This window comes from Pontibacter coccineus (genome assembly GCF_030546575.1).
GTDB lineage: Bacteria > Bacteroidota > Bacteroidia > Cytophagales > Hymenobacteraceae > Pontibacter > Pontibacter coccineus.
Genome location: NZ_JAUOTN010000003.1, coordinates 346,162 through 364,861, shown reverse-complemented (window position 1 = coordinate 364,861; position 18,700 = coordinate 346,162). Strand labels below are relative to the sequence as shown.

Sequence of the window (18,700 nt, the reverse complement as noted above, 5' to 3'; positions counted from 1 at the left end):
GAAAGTATTAATCATGAATTGTATATACTGCTCTCGCTCGCGTCCCGCGAGTGTGATGTATTTAGTGGTGTCTCGCCACTTGTGCCGGAGACACATATTATAGCGGTCAGAGTCCGGCAGATAGCCCACACTCGCGGGACGCGAGCGAGGGTGTGCAGGAATTAATCCTGTTAATCCCTAAATCCTGCAAATCCTGATTCAGACAAGAAACAAAAAGCCCTCCCCTATTTTCAGGGGAGGGCTCGAATGGAATTTCTTCAGTTATACCTTAGCTATTCTTCTGCTTCGCTTTTACATTAAAGCTCACTGTAAACTCATCGTAGATCGCCTTATCGCCCAGGTTCTCGAAGAAGTTGCTGGAACGGTAGCGGATGTCGTATTTGGTGCGGTCTACGGTTACATCGGCTTTGGCAGTGGCTACGCCGTCCTTTACCGTGATGGTAGCCGGGAAGCTAACCGGATTGGTGATGCCTTTGATGGTCAGGTTACCTTTTACGTTGTAGTTAGGCTGACCAGCGGCAGCTTTGGCAATTGGGGTGGCTTCTGTAATCACAAAAGTAGCGCTCGGGTTCTTTTCAACACCGAAGAAATCGTCTGACTTCAGGTGACCAACCAGCTTGCCATTCATGCCGGCATCTTTGATGTCCTCTACTGTGATGGAGCTCATGTCAAACTCGAAGGTGCCGCCCGTCACACGGTTTTTGTCAACCTGCAGCTGACCGCTTTTCATGGATATTTTGCCGTAGTGCTCACCGGTCACTTTTTTGGCGTTCCAGTTCACTTCGCTGGCAGCAGTCTCCACAGCAAACGTACGAGCCTTGGCAGGAGCGGCTGCTTCAGTTGCATTCAAATCAGTGCGGGAGGTGCCGGTAAAGGCAGAAAGCATCAGCGCAGCTGCGAGCGATGCCAGAATAGCGGTTTTCTTCATGTGATTTATAAATTGTTGAATGGTTGGATGGTTATATTGTTAAATGGTTTAATAACTAAATTGTTAAATTGTTGATGGTTAATTATTAAGAACACGATTTGGACACGTGACGGTATAACGTCGGTACATACTTTGTCTCTTCCAAACTTTCTAACCTTTTACCTTCCTAACTCCCACCCCTCACTTTATCTAGAAGTTTGCTTAGTTGCAGGGCCTCTTCGTCTGACAGGTTGGTTATACCTGTTCCCTTCCCTCCCTCCAGTTCGTCCATTTTTTTAAGCAGGTCGAGGCCTTTGTCAGTGATCAGCACATCGACCGTACGCCGGTCGTTTGGGCACTGCTGCCGAGTCACCAGTTCTTTGGCTACCAGCTTATCAACGATCCGCGAAGCGTTAGAGGTCTTGTCGAGCATACGCTCAATCAGCATGCTAACGGTAGTGGGCTTTGGGTATTGTCCGCGCAGGATACGCAAAATATTATACTGTGGCAAACTTACACCAAATGGTTTGAATTGCGCGCTTTGCTGTTGCTCCACCCACCCTGCAGTATACACCAGGTTAATGTACGCTTTTTGGTGCGGACTCCTAAAAACCGGCTGCTTGATTTCTTCTTCTATGTTCATTTTATGTGGTTTCTTGATAAGTTGGTTTGGTTTCAGGATGCTAAAACCATCTCCTTGCTCAGTGCCCTCAACTTAAGCTTTATTAGTTCATTTCAATTAGAGAGTAAGGGCTCCTTATGCGGGAAAAATATGAAGTATTGCTCAAGTTCTCGTGAAATCCGGATCCATTATAGTGTCAGGATGACAATAAAGGAAAAAACTCCTCACAAATATATGTACATACATTTAATACAGAAACATAGTTCGATTATTTACTTAATTTATTTGGCGTTTCACATAGGTCCTGGTTCACTATACTCAAAACAAGACAGGTAAACTGTAGCACGACTTGATTATAAAGATATTTATTTAAAATATTACACTTTATAGTTGATTCAGAAACCTATAGTATACCTTATACCCCTCACTTGTATGAAAAAAGCATTTAGGATCCTCGGTATGCTGCTTGTGGCGCTGGTGGTGATTGCGGCGGCAGGAGTCTTATACCTACGCTATACCTTCCCAAAGGTGGATGCAGCGCCTGCTATCACCATTAATAAAACGCCGGAGCTAATTGAGCGGGGCGCTTACCTGGCCAATCATGTGGCTGTTTGCATCGATTGCCACTCTACCCGTGACTTTTCCCGCTTCTCAGGCCCGATTATACCGGGCACCGAGGGCAAGGGAGGCGATGTATTTGATCATTCGATGGGCTTTCCCGGCATATTTTATGCCCGCAACATCACATCCGACAACGAGACAGGTATAGGCAACTGGACTGACGGCGAGGTATACCGTGCCTTCACAACCGGTGTGAGCCGCAATGGAGACCCGCTCTTCCCGGTGATGCCTTATAAGTCTTATGCCAATATGACTACTAACGATGCCTACGCTATCGTCTCCTACATCCGGTCACTTGACCCCATCAGGCACGAGGTACCGAAATCAAAACCCGATTTTCCAATGAGTTTAATTCTGCGCACCATCCCGTCAGGCAAGCCAACTCCCACCGACGAGCACGCGCTGCAGGATGAACTGGTCCGCGGCAAGTACCTGCTTACAATAGCAGCTTGCGCTGAATGCCACACACCTCAGGAGAAAGGAGCACCTATCGAAGGGAAGTACCTGGCCGGCGGATTTGAGTTTAAAGCACCGAACGGAGCTGTGTTGCGCTCCGCTAACATTACACCAGACAAACAATCAGGTATAGGTAGCTGGACAGAAGAGGCCTTTGTAAAACGCTTCAAAAGCCATGAAATATCTGAAGCTACTGCTGCTAAGTTAGCGCCGGATGCCTTCAACACCATTATGCCCTGGACCATGTATGCCGGCATGGAGGAAGCTGACCTGAAAGCCATTTACAAATACCTCATGTCAGTAGAAGCGAACCCCAACAAGGTAGAGCGCTACACCCCGCCAGCTGCAGTAGCGAGCAACTAGTTCTATCCTATACCTGCCCCGCCTATTTGCTACTATGCTTTCAGAGGTATGGTGGCAAACGTGCTATACTATTTCTATATTTGAGGTATAGCCAAGCGCAAAACATGGAAAGCAGAACCTACACTACCTATATGCAGTCGCCTCTTGGGCTGCTTCGAATAAGCGGCACAGACCAGGGTATAACAGAAGTCAGATTCTGTGATGCGGAGGGAGCACCTTCTGAGCAGACTCATGTAATGCCCGCCTGCATCAGCGCCTGCGCACTGCAGCTCGAAGAGTACTTTGCGGGAAAGCGCCAGGATTTTGACTTAACGTTGGCGCCTGCAGGTACCCCTTTCCAGAAGCAGGTATGGCACACACTGCAAGGTATACCGCACGGCAAAACGACCAGTTACCTGGCTATAGCGAGAGGTGTTTCGGGTGAGAAGGCGATACGAGCCGTAGGGGCTGCCAATGGCCGCAACCCAATTTGTATTGTGGTACCCTGCCACCGGGTAATCGGCAGCGACGGAAGCCTGACGGGTTATGCTGGAGGATTGTGGCGGAAAGAATGGCTTTTACGCCATGAAGGGGCATTGCAAACTGTTACACAAACCTCTCTCTTTTAAAAGTTCAAATTATAAATAAAATACTGCAACCCACCTGACAGTATGTAGTATAACATAATAGCACCCTATGTTAAGGTGCTATTACTCCCTTATTGTATGCAATTGTCTTATCAGAAAGCGAAACCGAACCTGCTCGAAGCCCAATTGGGAACCCGGGCACTTGCTTTTTGCCTGGACACTCTATTTCTGCTTACCATTATCGGACTGATCGAGTACTTTACCATTAGCAGCAACGAAGAGGCGTTCCTACTTAAGTCAGAGCGGCTGCTGCACCTCCTGATGGGTTGGTTATACTTTGCCGGTACCGAAAGTGCCGCCTGGCAGGGTTCTGTGGGCAAACATCTGCTGGGACTCCGCGTCGTAGGGCAATCTGGTGACCGCATCTCGTTCCGATGCGCCAGCCTCCGCTACCTTTTCAGGCCAATCAGCATTTTTGTGCTGCTCATGCAGGCGTTAACAGGAACGAAAGCTTCCTCCCATTCCCGCTTGTTTCACGACCGTATTTGCAAAACCAGGGTCCTGTCTTAAAACTTAGGCCCCGAACTCAGTTACTTCCACACTAGCCGTACTGTCCGGACGAACAGTCATTTTAAACAAATAACGGTACTGGCTGTCAGCGATCTCCTCAAAGGGCTTTGTCGCCCCAAACGCTTCGATAATCGGCAAGAGGGTATTAGAGTGCCCGGCCACTACAACCGTTTGTCCGCGGTGCTCCTGCAGTATACGTGCTTTCAGCCCTTCGAAATCATGCCCCTCATACTGCACCACCTCCAAGTTACGTTCCTTGGCCAGGGGGTAAAGCGTCTGACCGGTGCGCATATACTTCGTCGCATACAAAACATCCACCTCCTGCCCTTCCAGCAAAGCCCGCAAGGCCTCAGCCCGTGCATGTCCCGCCTCTGTCAGCTCCGGATCTTCGTTGGAAGCATCGGTGGTATCCTTCTCGGCGTGGCGCACCAGGTATACGGTGGTCACTTCCGTAGCGGTCTCAATCTCCTCGATCTGCTGATCAGAAGTTGAGGTGCTGGAATTACAGGCACTGAAAAGGCCCAGGAATAAAAGAAAGAAACTGAGTCGGAAGAGATTTTTCATGAGTTTAGAATTTGGAAGAGGGGGTGTTTAGATGTAGAAAGTTAAGAAGTTAAACGGAATTTCAAGCTTTGATTTTTACAATATAATTGTCAGTGTGATTTAAAGAGACTTAAGCTTTTTTTGAATTAGAAGGCAGATACCCCCACATTGGAAAATGTACTTTACCCCCTACAACTTATACCCCAACTCTATCCCTTCTGTAAGCAAACGTTCGGCCTGGCTGTTTTTCCCTTCTTCGAGCAGCAGTCGGACCAGGCTTTGGCGGGCTTCGTACAGGTATGGGTTTTCGCGGAGGGCGGCTTCGTAGGCTTTCCGGGCGCGCTTGGGTTCTTTTTCCGCTTCCCATACCTTGCCGGAGGCGAACAGGAAATTAGCTAATTCGGCAGGCGTGTTTTGTACGGGTTGCTTCTTGAGTTCTTCCTGTGCCTTATGAGTGTCTCCTAGTCCGGCGTATACCCTGGCTAGCAAGGTGGCTTCGCTGCGGGCACGCATTTTACCGTTGTTGATTGGCTCCAGCAATTGCAGGGCGGCGGCTTTATCTCCCAACTGCAACTGCCAGGCCGCCATGCGCACCATGTAGCCCGGTCGGGGCGTACCTGCAGCCGTGAGGATGCGCTGCGCTTCTGCGAGGGTAGCGATGGCTTCGGTATACTTGCCCTGTGTGGCCAAAACTTCTGCATACTGCTGGCGCAGTTCGTAATGCTGCGGCTTGCGGGCGACCAGTGTCGCCAACGTACGCTCCGCCTCCTGCGATGGGGCGGCTGTGCCGCGCAGCCAGCTGGTATAAGCCTGTGCCTCGTCGCGACGATCGCGCAGATAGGTGGAGATGGTCGGTGCTTCCTGCACGTAGCGCTCTCCTACCGCAATAGCCTCTGAAAGACGTCCATAGGATGCATACATCTCCCGGAAAGCTTGGTTAATGCGGGCACGGGTCAGCAGGTCATCCTCGAGCAAAAGGGCCTGGTCGTAGCGCGACTGCTGCTCCTGCACTGCCCGGCGAACCGACAATTGTCCGGCTCTGCGGCGCGCTTCGAACAAATCTGCCTCTGCGGTATAGATCGGTGCATAGTCCTTGTTTACTTTTTGTGCCCGCTGCAGCCACTGCTGCGCTTCGTCGAAGGCCAGTTGTCTCTGCTTCAGACCGGCATAGGCTATCAGGGCAGGTTGGTAGCTGGCATCCCAGGTGAGAGCTGAGTCCAGAAGTGCGGCGGCTTTGGGGTAGTTCTGTGCTCTGGTTTCGCGATCGGCCAGGTTCAGATATACCTGTGCCCAGTTGCTGGCCATGGCCTGTTTGTTGCCGGCCAGGTAGGCTTGCTGCCTTTTCACAAGCTCGTCCAGGAAGGTATAGAGCGCCGGATCCTTTGCCTTCAGGTCGCCGGTGGTGTTGATGGACTTGTGGTTGAGCGGATGCACTTTCACGGGCTCGAAATAAGCCGGATAGGTCTGGGCCAGGTACTCATGCTCGTTGTTGGCCGAGTAATAATCGAGCGTGCGCCCCTCTTTCATGGCATTGTGGTAAAGCTGGCGCACAGCCCGGTTTTCAGCGTCTGTAAACACACGTCCGTGAAACAGGTGCACATACTCGTGCAGCACCACGTTCCGCTCCAGGTAAGCTCCCCGGATCACGTACTCAATGGCGGCCGCCCCGCTTCCTACTCCCCGGATGTCCATCCACTGGCGGTTGTCGAAGGTGGTGGCCTGCCGGAAGTAAGGCGAATTCATGGCAATGGCCAGGTCGATGTGCAGGGGCGGGATCACGAACTTTTCGCCCTGCCGAGATAGGAAAGGGAAATACACCGTGCTGGCGTAGAGCTGCGACCAGACCATTTTCTGCACGGTCTCTCCGGGATAGTAGGTTACATCCGGAAAAACGCGGGCAAAGTTGACCGGGTCCTTGACCTCCGTCTGCCAGATCACCTGCGAGAGTGAATCATAAGCGGCCAGGTATACGAGCTGTTTTTGCTTGATGACAGCAGCCAGGGCATTGTGCGCCGGACCATAGTGCTGTTTATTGCGGAGGATGCGCTGGAAAATAACTTCCGCCGAGTCGAGACGCGGCTGGCGCGGCAAGTCGAAGGCCATGTAATAGGCAGAGCCGCGCAGCATGTCGGGCAGTACCGAAGCCGGGTAGGCTTGCTGCACTTTGCGGATCTCAGCCAGGGCTTCCTGCAGTTTGTTTTGAGAAATAAGTTGATCAGCGGGTTGCAGGGCTTTACGAACAGCTTCGTCTTCCGGCTGGGCATAATCGGCATAGGTGAGGTTGGTGTGGCCATTGCCCCAGTGCCAGTGCGTAACATAGTGCAGTGGGTTGAGTTCCAGTGCCAGTTCCCACTGCGCAGCCATGGCGTTCAGTTGCGTGGCGTCTACCCGGCGCCAGATGGCATAGCCGTAGTTGAAACGGGCATCCGCATCGAATGGGTCAAGAGTCAGGCTTTTGACAAGGGGCTTCTCGGCCTCCTCGGGCTTTTGGTCCCAGAATAGCACATCAGACTCCAGCAGGTAAGCGGCCGCATTGCTGGGGTTCCAGCGCTGCACTTTCAGTGCCTGCGCCAAGGCCTCGTTGTACTTTTTCTGCAGCATCAGGATGCGTCCTGCCAGCAGGGTAGCCTCTTCATCTTTCGGATTGACACGCAGCAGTTTTTGAGTAGTGGCCAGCGCCTCCTTCAATTCCCAGGCTTGAATCTGCAATTTGCCATGCAATATCAGGGCTGCTCTGTTGGCGGGCTCCTGCTTCAGTACCCCTCCCACCAACGCATCGGCCGCCTGGTATTCATGGCGCAACATGGCAAGCCGGGCCTTCGCTAAGTTAACAGTAGTAGAGGGAGTAGCTGATCTCAGCAGCGCCTCGGCCTCCTGCCACATCCCCAGGTCCAGCATGCGGTCTGCCCTCTCAGGCAACGGTCTTGTACCTTTCTCCCGGAGGGCGCTTTTCTCTTTCTCCAATCTGGCCTTCACTTCGGCAATCTGGTCGGGCTGTTGGGCGAGGGCAGGTATAGAAAGGCACAACAAGGTATAGCAAAGGCAGGCAATCAGGAGGCGCGGCATAGTTTCTGTTTTGGCAAGGCGATTGATCACCCTAAATTAAGCTGCCTTATTCTGAAGACAAAGGGAAATTTTTAATTGTTGATTGTTGGATGGTTGAATCGTTAAATTGTTAATTGGTTGAATTGTTAATTGCTGATTGTTAATTGTTACCGGTGCACGATTAGGCAGGTTGTAACATGATACATGCAACTCCATGGATAAGGGCTAAACTGTCATCTCGAATATCATGAGATATCTGAATTATTCTCCCGCATTGGTTATAGTTCAAATTCCTCTTCGTGCACTTCCTAACCGCTCTTCCGGATCTCCAGATCCGTAAGTTGACTGCTGGGGATGTCCACATACCCACGCGCTGACAGATACGGATTTGGAGGCCCTGTTTCGGGTTCTGATAAATATTCGCGGATCAGCGTCTTCTAATTGCTAAAGTTGACTGCATGAAGTAGCAAATTGACCACACAACGAACTTCAACTTTCTAACTTCCTCCCTTCCATATTTTCTAACCCCCCAAAATACCATCGCTCCAGTTTTTTCATCAGCCAAACAGCAATCAATAACCAGATAATACCCATTGCATAGCCTGCGAGTACATCGGTGGTGTAATGCACGTTAAGGTATATGCGGCTATACCCAATGAGCAACAGCAAGACAGAAAGCAGACTTACCCATAACCAGCGCCAGAAAGGGCTCCTCACTTCACGCCACACGATGTAAATGAGTAGTCCGTAAAATGAGCTGCCAATCATAGCGTGTCCGCTGGGGAAACTGAGGCCTGACTGCTCGAGCATAGCCGTCATAGGCCGGGGTCGCTCGAATAAACGCTTAAGCAACTGATTGAGCATCGTACTGGTGAAGGCGATCACCAGCACCTTGAGGGCATACCAGCGCAGATGATGAAACCAAGCCATGACCAGCACGATAAGGGCAGGCGCGACCAGCAAATAGTCAGCAGATGCGAAAAAAGAGAAGAAGCGCATCAGGCGGGTCATGCTTTCGGAACGGTGCGTCGCGGCATAACGAAACATGGCATGGTCAAAATCGGTGTCCTGCTGAATGAAAACTTCGCGGGTCATGTAGCCGAACACAAGCAGACAGGCAATAAAAGCCAGCGCCACCAGCACCGCTTCGGCCGACAGAAGCGTCAGAAGTTTCAGAAACCGCTTGGTAAGGCTTTTCATGGCGCATGCATTTTGCCCACTTTACGGGAAAATGTAGCGCTGGTGTGCATTTGGTGGGTTTGTTGAGTATTAACCCTCAGTGATTTTCGAAGGAGAGTCTTTTGCTGCCATTCAACAGGTATAGCTGTTGTGGCTGCAGAATATAGAGACACAATCAACATTCTCCCGCTGCTCTCTCCGTAGAGGATCCTTATTCTTAAGGGATTTGGGGAACGATTGTCATCCACCTGCACCCTACGGAGTGGGACTCTCCGTTACTGTCGGTTTTTAGGTATAGCTTCTCAGCAACAGTCTTTAATTACTCCCATGGATTATACCCACCCCTGCCCCTCCTGAGAGGGGAATTGCAGCCGCTACTACTTCACAGGAATAAGCTTCGTTGTGACTTTCTAAACAATACCGGGTCCAACCACCCCTGACCCCTCCTTATCCAAGGCGGGGAACCTATAACTGCCAATTCAAGGTATAAGCCCTATAGTCACTTTCACATACCACTGGCAGGTATAGCAAGACTAACTTGCACGCTAACTACGCAGCAGAAAGCGGTGCCCGGTGCACTTTTCGGCGCTCCACTGTTTGAGCGGTCAGCGAGTTTGGAGCGTCTTGATTTTTTTGCCTACTTTTTTCATCAAGGAAAAAAGTAGGGCCCGCCCGGCCAGGGCAAGCTATAGAACAGAAATGGTTAGGGATAGGAAGGCTTAAGCTACTACAAGTTTAGGTATAGCCCCAGATACCTATGCCTGGGCCAGAGGCCCCACTTAGCAAACACTAGAGATGACGCTCGCGCCATCATACCCTTCAATACTTAATTGAATTTCACTCCTGAAAGGTATAAAAACAAAAAAGCCGGCTTTGCAGCCGGCTTTTTTTACATTTTGAATCAGTGCGCACGGGGAGACTCGAACTCCCACACCCGAAGGCACAGGCTTCTGAGACCTGCACGTCTACCAATTTCGCCACGTGCGCATTTGGTATTATTCAAAATGTGTTTCCCAAAACCCTTTAACCCTTGTTGATTGGGATTGCAAAGGTATAACAGAAATTATTATCTGCAATACCTCACCCGAAAAAAAATTCCTCTCACAAAGAATCACTCCTCTTCTACCACCGGTGCAATCTCTTTGCGGGTATACTTCTCGATACGGCGCAGCAGCCAGATACCGATGATAACCCACAGAATACCAGCAGCAAAACCTGCCACCACATCCGTCGCATAATGCACGCGCAAGTAAATTCTACTGAACCCGATGAGCAGAATAAAAATAACGAGCAGGGCTACTAAAAAATTTCGAAGCGGCTTCGATTCCACATGTCGCCAGGTCAGGTAAATGAGCAAGCTGTAGAATGAGGCGGCGATCATGGAGTGGCCGCTCGGGAAACTCAGGCCGGAGGCATCGACCAAGGGCATAGTGGGCCGTGCCCTGTCGAAAAAGAACTTGAGCACCAGGTTGAGCGAGATGCTGCCCAGCGCCACCACCGGCACTTTAAGCGAATACCACTTGTGCCGCCGCACGAACAGAAAATAAGCGATAAGCAACAGTCCCGCTGCCGTCATGAAGTGGCGGGAGGCGAAAAAGGTAATAAACTCTATAAATTGGGTGAAGCCATCGCTTCGCAGGTCGGCAGCCACGGCAAAGGCTGCTTCGTCGAACTTGATCGGGCCGGACGCTTCCACCACCTGTGCGCTCACATAGAGGAAGACCAGCACACAGGCCAGGAAAACCACCATCACAAAGAGCAGCTCGAGGGTGAACAACGCAAAGCCCGCTGCCAGCTTTTTATAGAAGTTTCGTATCATATAGACTGGGTCTTGGTTCAGATTTAGGCTAAGTATACGCCTGCCCTGTAATTACGTATGCGAAGCCATACAGTATAGACACGACAGCGCATGGGCCAAACCACCAGACTATTCATTGCGGCGCCAATTCCTGACGCGCTCCAGCAGTATTTAACCGAGCAGGCCAACAGGTATAAAAGTGATGCCATACGGCAAGTTCCCACGGAGAACCTGCACCTGACGCTTTACTTTATCGGCAACGTACCTGCCAGCCAGCTAGCCGCTATACAAAATGTCACCGCCCACATAGCCAGGCAGTTCGCCCCGTTTGACTTGCACCTCGAGGCCATAGAGCCGGGCCCCAAACCCCGCTCCCCACGTCTCATCTGGGCCAGGTTCAAGAGCCATGATGCCTTCGCCCAACTGAGCCGTAGCCTCACGGTGGCACTTTCTGAGGAGCCGCCCCTCAACCGTGAGCCTAAACCGCACATCACACTCGCCCGCTTTCGCAAGGACCGTCCTGCGCCCCATCCCCTCGAATCGTTCAGCCCCGATGAACCAATCACGCTGCGGGTGGACGAAATCGCAGTCTGGCACTCAGAGCTAGGATCGCCGCATCCCCGCTACAGCATCCTGCAGCGCTACCCACTGACAGGTAACCCCCCGGACGGCAAAACAGTATGAGAATCACCCCTAAACTGAAGTCAATATAACCCTATGAATCAAACGGATCTCACCGAACTGACCAAGATGCTGAAAGACAATGGCCTGACCGTCGCCTTTGCCGAGAGTTGCACCGCTGGCATGCTGTCCTCTGAACTGGTAAAAGCCAAAGGCAGCAGCGATGTGCTGATCGGTAGCCTGGTGGTATACAATGTCGAAGCCAAGAAAAAACTCCTGGGCGTAAAGCAGGACACGCTCAACCTTTACACCGCCGAGTCGCAGCAGGTAACCAACGAGATGGTGATGGGGCTGAAGAAAGCGCTGAATGCTGATATCAGTGTCGCCACTACGGGGCTTGCCGGTGCCGGAGGCTCCGAAACGTCGGAAAAGCCAGTGGGCACCATTTTCGTTTCCTTCCTGTATGATGGCAAAGCGGAGGAGTTCCGGGAAGTGTTCAAAGGCAACGGCCAAAGTATGTTGAAACAATTTACCGAATACGTGCTCGAAAAGCTCAAAGGAATTGTAGAGGAGCATTATAATCGCTGATCGTTTTTCTGTCATTTCGAACGCAAGTGAGAAATCTGCAGTGAAAAACAAGTGCATGATTAGCCACAATTATTTTGTTTATATTACTACAAACCCCAAGAAGACTGCGCTTTACATAGGCATGACCAATGATCTCCCACGTAGAATGGATGAGCACGTTTTGACGTGCCAGTAATCCAAATTCTATTGCAGGACGTTATTTTTGTTACCATCTTGTCTACTATGAACGTTTCACCTATGTGCAACATGCCATTGATCGTGAAGAGCAATTAAAGAAATGGGGTAGAAGGAAAAAGGAGGAATTAATTCGTAGTTTCAATCCTGAATGGACTCAGCTAAATGATGAAGTTAAAGACTGGAATGAATAACTTTTTATCCTCCCAGATTTCTCACTAGCGTTCGAAATGACAAGGACCGCAAGCAACACCAATTTCGATCGCATTGCCCCAGTCTACGATGGCCTTTCGCGGCTAGTATTTGGCAATGCGTTGCGGCGGGCTCAGACAGAACACTTGTCTCTTATACCTGAACAGGCAAAAGTATTGCTGATCGGAGGAGGCTCCGGGTGGCTGCTGGAGCAGTTGCTGAAACGGCAGCCGCTGGTGAAAGTGACCTACCTGGAAGTTTCGCCTAAAATGCTGCAACTGGCCCAGCGGCGCGTAGCGAATCAAACTTCTGATCTCCCCAGGATAGACTTTCGCTTAGGCGACGAAAATGGCCTGCAGCCCAATGAAAGGTTCGACGTGATCCTCACGCCTTTCCTGCTCGATCTTTTCCCGGATGAGCGTCTGCTATACCTGATGGATCGGTTGTGCGCAGCATTGCGCCCGCAGGGGCTCTGGCTTTTCAGTGATTTATGGCCAGCCCAAGCGCCGGCCCCGGTTTGGCAGCGCTTACTGCTCAAAAGCATGTATGGTTTTTTCGGATTGGTGAGCGACGTGAAAGCCTCCCGACTACCTGACTTTAGTGAGCATTTTGCCAGACAACCGCTGCAGTTGCAGGCCTCCGCAGCTTTTTACGGCGGCTTGGTACAGGCCAGGGCCTTCCGAAAGGTATAGCCACTTTGCGCGGTAGCTGTAAAATTCCTACTTTTAGTTTCGAACCAAACACTCCCTTATGTCCATGAGACTTTTTGGCGCCCTGTGTGCCTCCCTGTCGCTGTCGTTTACACCGCTGCTGGCGCAGGAACAGCAAGTTAGCTACCACCTCTCCTTCCCGAACGCCGTGCACCACGAGGCACAGATCAGCGTCACGTTTACAGGTATAAAGAGCGACACCCTACAGGTGCTCATGCCCCGCAGTTCGCCGGGGCGCTATGCCCTGCACGAGTTTGCCAAAAACGTGTACAGCGTGAAAGCGACCGACAGCAAAGGCAAGCCGCTTACCATCAGCCGTCCGAATCCGCATCAGTGGAATGTGAGCGGTCATCAGGGAGAGATCACGCTGAGCTATACCTTGTTTGGCGCCCACGCCGACGGCACCTATACCGGCATTGACGAGACGCACGCGCACCTGAACATGCCGGCCACGCTCATGTATGCCCGAGGCTTCGAGAAAGTGCCCGCCCGTGTTACGTTTCGCATACCTGAGGGCAGCAACTGGAAAGTAGCCACGCAGTTGAAACCTCAAAATGACTCTACTTTCACCTCGCCCGACTTCCAGTACCTCATGGACAGCCCTACCGAACTGAGCAACTTCGAATTGGCAGAGTGGACCGTGCAGGACCGCGGCAAAAGCAAAACCATACAGGTAGCCATGCACCACCACGGCAACAAGGCGCAGTTTGATGAGTACGTAGCGAAAACCAAGCAGATTGTGGCCGAGCAGCAAGCGGTTTTCGGCGAGTTGCCCGACTTTGATTTCGGCCGCTATACCTTCATTGCCTGCTACGGTCCGCAGGCCATCGGCGACGGCATGGAGCACCGCAACTCCACCATCGTGTCGAGCTCCCGTCCGCTCGGCACTTCTACCCCGGCCTTGCTCGGTACCGTGTCGCATGAGTTTTTCCATGCTTGGAACGTGGAGCGCCTGCGCCCGAAGAGTCTCGAACCTTTCGATTTTCAACGGGCCAACATGACGGAGGCCCTGTGGCTGGCCGAGGGTTTCACCTCTTACTATGGTGCCCTGACCATGTACCGCCTTGGTATAAATGATGTTAAAAACGTTGCCCGCGACCTGAACTATGTGCTGCTCACACCGGGCAGACACTACCATAGCTTGGTGGAGATGAGCATGCAGGCGCCCTTTGTCGATGCGGCCCGCTCCGTGGATCCCAATAACCGCCACAACACCTTTATTTCGTACTATACCTATGGCAGCATGCTGGGCATGGGGCTGGACCTGACATTGCGCCGAGACTTCAACTCCACTCTCGACACTTACATGCAGGCGCTCTGGCAGAAGTATGGCAAAACCGAAAAGCCTTACACGATGGCTGATCTGGAGCGCACGCTGGCTGAAGTGACCAAAGACACCGCTTGGGCAGCCGACTTTTTCAGACGGCAGGTATACGGCAGCGAACTGCCAGACTACGCCGCCCTGTTGGCCGAAGCCGGTCTGCAGCTGCGCAAAGCCGAACCCGGCAAAGCCAGCCTGGGACCTGCACAATTCGAGTTCAGCAAGAACGGCGCGAAACTTATGAGCGGCACTTATGTGACCTCACCACTTTACAAAGCCGGTCTGGACCGGGGCGACATCCTCCTGACGCTCAATGGCAAGAAAGTGACCAGCGAGAAAGATCTGGAGAAAATCTTGAGCAAACTAAAGCCAACGCACAGTGTGCCGATCACCTACCGAAGCAACGAACAGGCCCCGATCATCAGTACCCAGATTGTGCTGGAGGAGATGCCGGAGCTGATGATCGAACATTTTGAGAGCGCAGGCAAAGAGCTCACACCTGCCATGAAAACCTTCCGGGAAGCCTGGTTGGGGTCAAAGGCAAAGTAGTCTCCCTCCTTTTTGCTCGCGGAGGCTCGTTTCAGCTTTAATGATGACAGCCTATACCTGAAACTGACTGTTTTTACCGGGCTTGAGCTTTCAGCTGGCTTTTTGAGCAAGCGTATACCTGGCTTGTGGAGCAAAAACAAGCTCATAGCTGGTGACAACAAAAGGCCTGTGTGCCCGTTTGGAAAGAGACACCGGCTTGTTTCTGAAGCAATTGCGCTGTAACTTAGTACCACATTCAACTGATTTTTTTCACGTGAAAATATTTTTGAGCACTTTCCTGACCTGCAGCCTGCTTTTCGCAGGGAGCGCCATGGCACAGACAGGCCAGAAAGCCAGTCTGGAAACGGCGCCCGCCCCGGCTCGGCAGGAGCGAGCAGCCCCAGCCAATGAGGAAGATAGGCCTACAAAATTTGAGATGCCGGCCAAGCGCCTCAGCTACAGTCTTTCAGCCGGCGCCAGCTTTGGTAGCGGCTTTGGCGCTACTTACCTCGAACCAACCGTGCGCTACCAGCTCAATCCACGCCTGCGCGTTTTCAGCAGCCTGACCTATATGTCGGTGATGCCGGGCCACTATACCGCTCCTACTTCTGACGGTGGCACCACCCTCATGCGCACCAACCCCAGCAGTCATTACATTGCGCACGTGGGTGCCGATTACCTGGTAAACGAGCGTCTGATCCTGAGTGGCAGCGTATGGAAAGATTTCTCGGACATCCCGGCTCAGAACCCGGCTTACATGAACTTTATGAACCCGGGCCGTCAGGGCATGGACATGCGGGCGACCTATAAAATTACCGAGCACTTTTCGGTGACCGGTGCTATGCGCTACTCCAAAGGCGCCTCCCCGTTCTATAGTCCATTTCACCACCCGGTGTCTGTGGGCCGAAGCGGAGGTTTCTGGTACTAGACTACCGGGGTAGGATAAAAAATCACAAAGCGTCTTTTCCGTAAGGAGAAGGCGTTTTTTTAATGCCTGTTGGCGTATTTAAATTAATTACCCGCACACGTTTCAACTTTCGTGCGCGTTATCGTGTTAATAATCCCTGAAACAAGCTTATTCAGATTTTGAGGCAGAAGAACGAAACAGTAAGACATCTGAAAAACGACAAACTGCCCGTGGTGAAACCAGATTTCCGCGGCAACAAGACCATTAACGGACAGTTTGTGAACGGCGACGAGCTCTTTAACCCTAAACTGAGCAAGGTACTGCGCTGGAAAACCTCCCGCAATCCACAGCGCGAGGAGAAAAAGGCCGATACTTATGTGCCGCCCGTCCTTTACGGCACCGATTTCATCCAATCGAAGGAAGATATGGTGGTCTGGCTTGGGCACGCCACGTTCCTGATCCGGGTAAACGGCCTAACCATGATCACCGACCCCGTGTTCTACGACCTGCCCATGATCAAGCGCCGCATCGGGCTGCCCTGCGCGCCGGAGCAACTCACAGGTATAGACCTCGTGCTGTTCTCGCACGGCCACCGCGACCACCTCGACGAACGCTCCATTAAAACGCTCTACCGCCAGAATCCGGATATGAAGGCCCTTGCACCTTTGCATGCCGGCGACCTGCTTCGAAGCGCTGAGCCGCATCTGCCCTACCAGGAGGCGGGCTGGTACCAAAAATTCGACCTCACGCCGGAAGGTATAGAGATCTACTTTCTACCGGCCTCGCATTGGCACCGTCGTGGCATGTTCGACATGAACAAAGTGCTCTGGGGAAGTTTCCTGATCAAGACGCCGACCATGCAGCTTTACTTTGCCGGCGACACGGGCTATAACGGGCATTTCGAGGAAATAGAGTCCTTGTTTGGTCCGATGGATGTGTGCCTGATGCCGGTGGGTGCCTACCGCCCGAGCTTTCTGATGCAGAAGAGCCACCTGAATCCGCATGAAGCGGTACGGGCCTACAATGTGCTGCGCGGTGGCACCTTTATACCGATGCACTACGGTACCTTCGACCTGTCGGATGAACCGGCGGGTGAGCCGGTGCGCCTGCTCGAGCAGATAGCGGCCTCGGGTATGATGCAGGGTCTGCGTATACCTGCCATTGGCGAACCGGTGCTGCTGGGGGAACTGGTATAGCCCGAAAACCGGCAGGCTGTGCTATATTTGCAGCGTTTTCCGCATTTCACATGTCTGCAACGCTCATCCTCAGCCTCATTGTCGGCTATTTCTTCATCCTGGTCCTGATTTCTTTCCTCACCGGTAAGAATACGGATTCCTATACCTTTTTCCTGGCAAACCGGAAGTCGCCCTGGTACGTGGTGGCCTTCGGGATGATCGGCGCTACGCTCTCGGGTGTGACCTTTGTGTCGGTGCCGGGCATGGTGCGCGCTGCGCAGTTTTCGTACCTGCAGCTGTTGCTGGGCTACATAGCCGGCTATATTGTGATCGCGACGGTGCTACTGCCGCTGTATTACCGCCTCAACCTGGTTTCTATCTATACCTACCTGGAGCAGCGCTTTGGCTTCTGGTCTTATAAATCCGGCGCTGCTTTCTTCCTCTTGTCACGCACACTGAGCACGGCCATCCGCCTTTTTCTGGTGTCAAGCGTATTACAGCTGGCTGTCTTCGACGAAATCGGCATTCCGTTCGCCGTAACCGTGGCCGTTACCATCCTGCTGATCTGGGTCTATACCTTCCGGAGTGGCATGAAAACCATTATCTGGACCGATACTTTCCAAACCGCGGCCATGCTTACGGCAGTCGGGGTAAGTATCTGGGTGGTATCTGACGAACTCAATCTCGGTTTTCAGGGGATGGTCGACACGATAGCTGCCAGCGATTATTCGAACGTATTTACCTGGGATTTTAAGGACGACAAGTATTTTCTGAAGCAGTTTTTCGCAGGCGCCTTCATCACCATCGCCATGACGGGCCTGGACCAGGACATGATGCAGAAAAACCTGAGTTGCAAGAACCTCGGGGAAGCACAGAAGAACATGTTCTGGTTCACTGGCATTTTAACGGTGGTCATTGTCATGTTCCTTTCGCTGGGTGCCCTGCTCTACCTGTACGCCTCCGCCAAAGGTATAGCATTGCCGGAGCGGGGTGATGACGTATTCCCATACCTGGCGTTGAACCATTTCCCGCCAGTGGTAGGCATTGCGTTCATCCTCGGCATCATTGCCATCGCCTACGCCTCCGCAGACTCGGCACTCACCTCGCTCACCACCTCTTTCTGCGTAGATTTCCTCAATTTCAAGGATAAAAGTGAGCACGAACGGGTTAGGCAGCGTTACATGGTACATATCGGGTTTTCCCTGCTGATCGGTCTGGTCATCATCGCTGTCAACGCCTTCAACAGCCAGAGCCTGATTGCGACGGTGCTGCAGGTGGCCGGCTATACCTACGGGCCTCTGCTGGGGCTCTACAGCTTCGGCCTCTTTACCCGCCGCCAGGTACGCGACCGCTTTGTGCCGGCGATCTGCCTTGCGGCCCCGCTCCTCACCTACATCATCAGCGCCAACTCCGCCGCCTGGTTCAATGGCTATCAGTTCGGTTTTGAGGTACTGATCCTGAACGGACTTCTGACGTTTGTGGGGTTATGGGCAGTGTCGTATAAAAGAGTGGTTCATGTGTAGGGACAGTTCGTAATCTGTCCGCTCACCTGGTATCCGGCACCTGCATATATACTCGGGTGTTACTCTGGTGCTCAAACAGGCAGGATTGAAAGGGAATGATTCGGGTAGGTCGCGACCTGTTCTTACAACATCCTGACAAAGGCCAAATAGAATCCTGATAATCCGTGGCCAGGAGCGTTCTTAAATCCTGTAAATCCCGATTCTGACGTTTATATCCTATACTTTGCTTACCTTTGGAAGATTTTTCGGGTACGTGGCATTTTTAGTGCTGTCTGGCTGTTATAAGCCAGC

General features: G+C 52.1%; 17 protein-coding genes and 1 tRNA gene. 11 read left to right on the top strand and 7 right to left on the bottom strand.

Going from position 1 to position 18,700, the window contains the following annotated elements:
* Positions 1-268: 268 nt before the first annotated feature.
* A complete protein-coding gene (locus tag Q4E40_RS08805) occupies positions 269-928 on the bottom strand; it encodes a YceI family protein (RefSeq protein ID WP_303411490.1) in 660 nt (219 codons plus the stop codon).
* A 166-nt stretch (positions 929-1,094) separates the two neighbouring features.
* Positions 1,095-1,550, bottom strand: a complete 456-nt coding sequence (locus Q4E40_RS08800; protein ID WP_303411488.1) for a MarR family winged helix-turn-helix transcriptional regulator — start codon at positions 1,548-1,550, stop codon at positions 1,095-1,097.
* Positions 1,551-1,961: 411 nt separating this feature from the next.
* Here Q4E40_RS08800 and Q4E40_RS08795 point away from each other — a divergent pair, with 411 nt between their 5' ends.
* The 3 genes from Q4E40_RS08795 to Q4E40_RS08785 all read left to right on the top strand — a co-directional run bounded on the left by Q4E40_RS08795 (position 1,962) and on the right by Q4E40_RS08785 (position 4,105).
* A complete protein-coding gene (locus Q4E40_RS08795) occupies positions 1,962-2,969 on the top strand; it encodes a c-type cytochrome (RefSeq protein ID WP_303411487.1) in 1,008 nt (335 codons plus the stop codon).
* 104 nt (positions 2,970-3,073) lie between these two features.
* Positions 3,074-3,577, top strand: coding sequence for a methylated-DNA--[protein]-cysteine S-methyltransferase (locus Q4E40_RS08790; protein WP_303411486.1), 504 nt, complete (start codon positions 3,074-3,076; stop codon positions 3,575-3,577).
* A gap of 96 nt (positions 3,578-3,673) precedes the next feature.
* On the top strand, positions 3,674-4,105 hold the full coding sequence (locus Q4E40_RS08785) for an RDD family protein (RefSeq protein ID WP_303411485.1): 432 nt from the start codon (positions 3,674-3,676) through the stop codon (positions 4,103-4,105).
* 3 nt (positions 4,106-4,108) lie between these two features.
* Here the strand turns inward: Q4E40_RS08785 and Q4E40_RS08780 are convergent, their stop codons facing one another.
* The 5 genes from Q4E40_RS08780 to Q4E40_RS08760 all read right to left on the bottom strand — a co-directional run bounded on the left by Q4E40_RS08780 (position 4,109) and on the right by Q4E40_RS08760 (position 10,691).
* Positions 4,109-4,669 carry a SixA phosphatase family protein gene (locus tag Q4E40_RS08780; RefSeq protein WP_303411484.1) on the bottom strand — a complete coding sequence of 187 codons (561 nt, stop codon included), beginning with the start codon at positions 4,667-4,669 and terminating at the stop codon, positions 4,109-4,111.
* A 168-nt stretch (positions 4,670-4,837) separates the two neighbouring features.
* A complete protein-coding gene (locus Q4E40_RS08775; protein ID WP_303411483.1) occupies positions 4,838-7,714 on the bottom strand; it encodes a tetratricopeptide repeat protein in 2,877 nt (958 codons plus the stop codon).
* Between the two features lie 468 nt (positions 7,715-8,182).
* Positions 8,183-8,893, bottom strand: coding sequence for a phosphatase PAP2 family protein (locus Q4E40_RS08770; protein ID WP_303411482.1), 711 nt, complete (start codon positions 8,891-8,893; stop codon positions 8,183-8,185).
* An 884-nt stretch (positions 8,894-9,777) separates the two neighbouring features.
* Positions 9,778-9,859, bottom strand: a tRNA-Leu gene (locus tag Q4E40_RS08765).
* A 124-nt stretch (positions 9,860-9,983) separates the two neighbouring features.
* Complete coding sequence (locus Q4E40_RS08760; RefSeq protein WP_303411480.1) at positions 9,984-10,691, bottom strand: phosphatase PAP2 family protein; 708 nt, start codon at positions 10,689-10,691, stop codon at positions 9,984-9,986.
* Positions 10,692-10,781: 90 nt separating this feature from the next.
* Here Q4E40_RS08760 and thpR point away from each other — a divergent pair, with 90 nt between their 5' ends.
* From thpR to Q4E40_RS08720, 8 genes are all read left to right on the top strand, one after another.
* Complete coding sequence (gene thpR, locus Q4E40_RS08755; protein ID WP_303411479.1) at positions 10,782-11,354, top strand: RNA 2',3'-cyclic phosphodiesterase; 573 nt, start codon at positions 10,782-10,784, stop codon at positions 11,352-11,354.
* Positions 11,355-11,387: 33 nt separating this feature from the next.
* Positions 11,388-11,879: a CinA family protein gene (locus tag Q4E40_RS08750; RefSeq protein ID WP_303411477.1), complete on the top strand. Its 492-nt coding sequence runs from the start codon at positions 11,388-11,390 to the stop codon at positions 11,877-11,879.
* Positions 11,880-11,934: 55 nt separating this feature from the next.
* A complete protein-coding gene (locus Q4E40_RS20410) occupies positions 11,935-12,054 on the top strand; it encodes a GIY-YIG nuclease family protein (protein ID WP_368411165.1) in 120 nt (39 codons plus the stop codon).
* Positions 12,055-12,283: 229 nt separating this feature from the next.
* On the top strand, positions 12,284-12,937 hold the full coding sequence (locus Q4E40_RS08740) for a class I SAM-dependent methyltransferase (protein WP_303411475.1): 654 nt from the start codon (positions 12,284-12,286) through the stop codon (positions 12,935-12,937).
* 58 nt (positions 12,938-12,995) lie between these two features.
* The gene (locus Q4E40_RS08735) at positions 12,996-14,825 is read left to right on the top strand and encodes a M61 family metallopeptidase (RefSeq protein WP_303411473.1); all 1,830 of its coding nucleotides are present in this window, start codon (positions 12,996-12,998) and stop codon (positions 14,823-14,825) included.
* 253 nt (positions 14,826-15,078) lie between these two features.
* Positions 15,079-15,732: a hypothetical protein gene (locus Q4E40_RS08730; protein ID WP_303411471.1), complete on the top strand. Its 654-nt coding sequence runs from the start codon at positions 15,079-15,081 to the stop codon at positions 15,730-15,732.
* Between the two features lie 158 nt (positions 15,733-15,890).
* Complete coding sequence (locus Q4E40_RS08725; RefSeq protein WP_303411470.1) at positions 15,891-16,907, top strand: MBL fold metallo-hydrolase; 1,017 nt, start codon at positions 15,891-15,893, stop codon at positions 16,905-16,907.
* A gap of 50 nt (positions 16,908-16,957) precedes the next feature.
* Positions 16,958-18,409 carry a sodium:solute symporter gene (locus Q4E40_RS08720; RefSeq protein WP_303411468.1) on the top strand — a complete coding sequence of 484 codons (1,452 nt, stop codon included), beginning with the start codon at positions 16,958-16,960 and terminating at the stop codon, positions 18,407-18,409.
* The last annotated feature ends 291 nt before the right edge of the window (positions 18,410-18,700 follow it).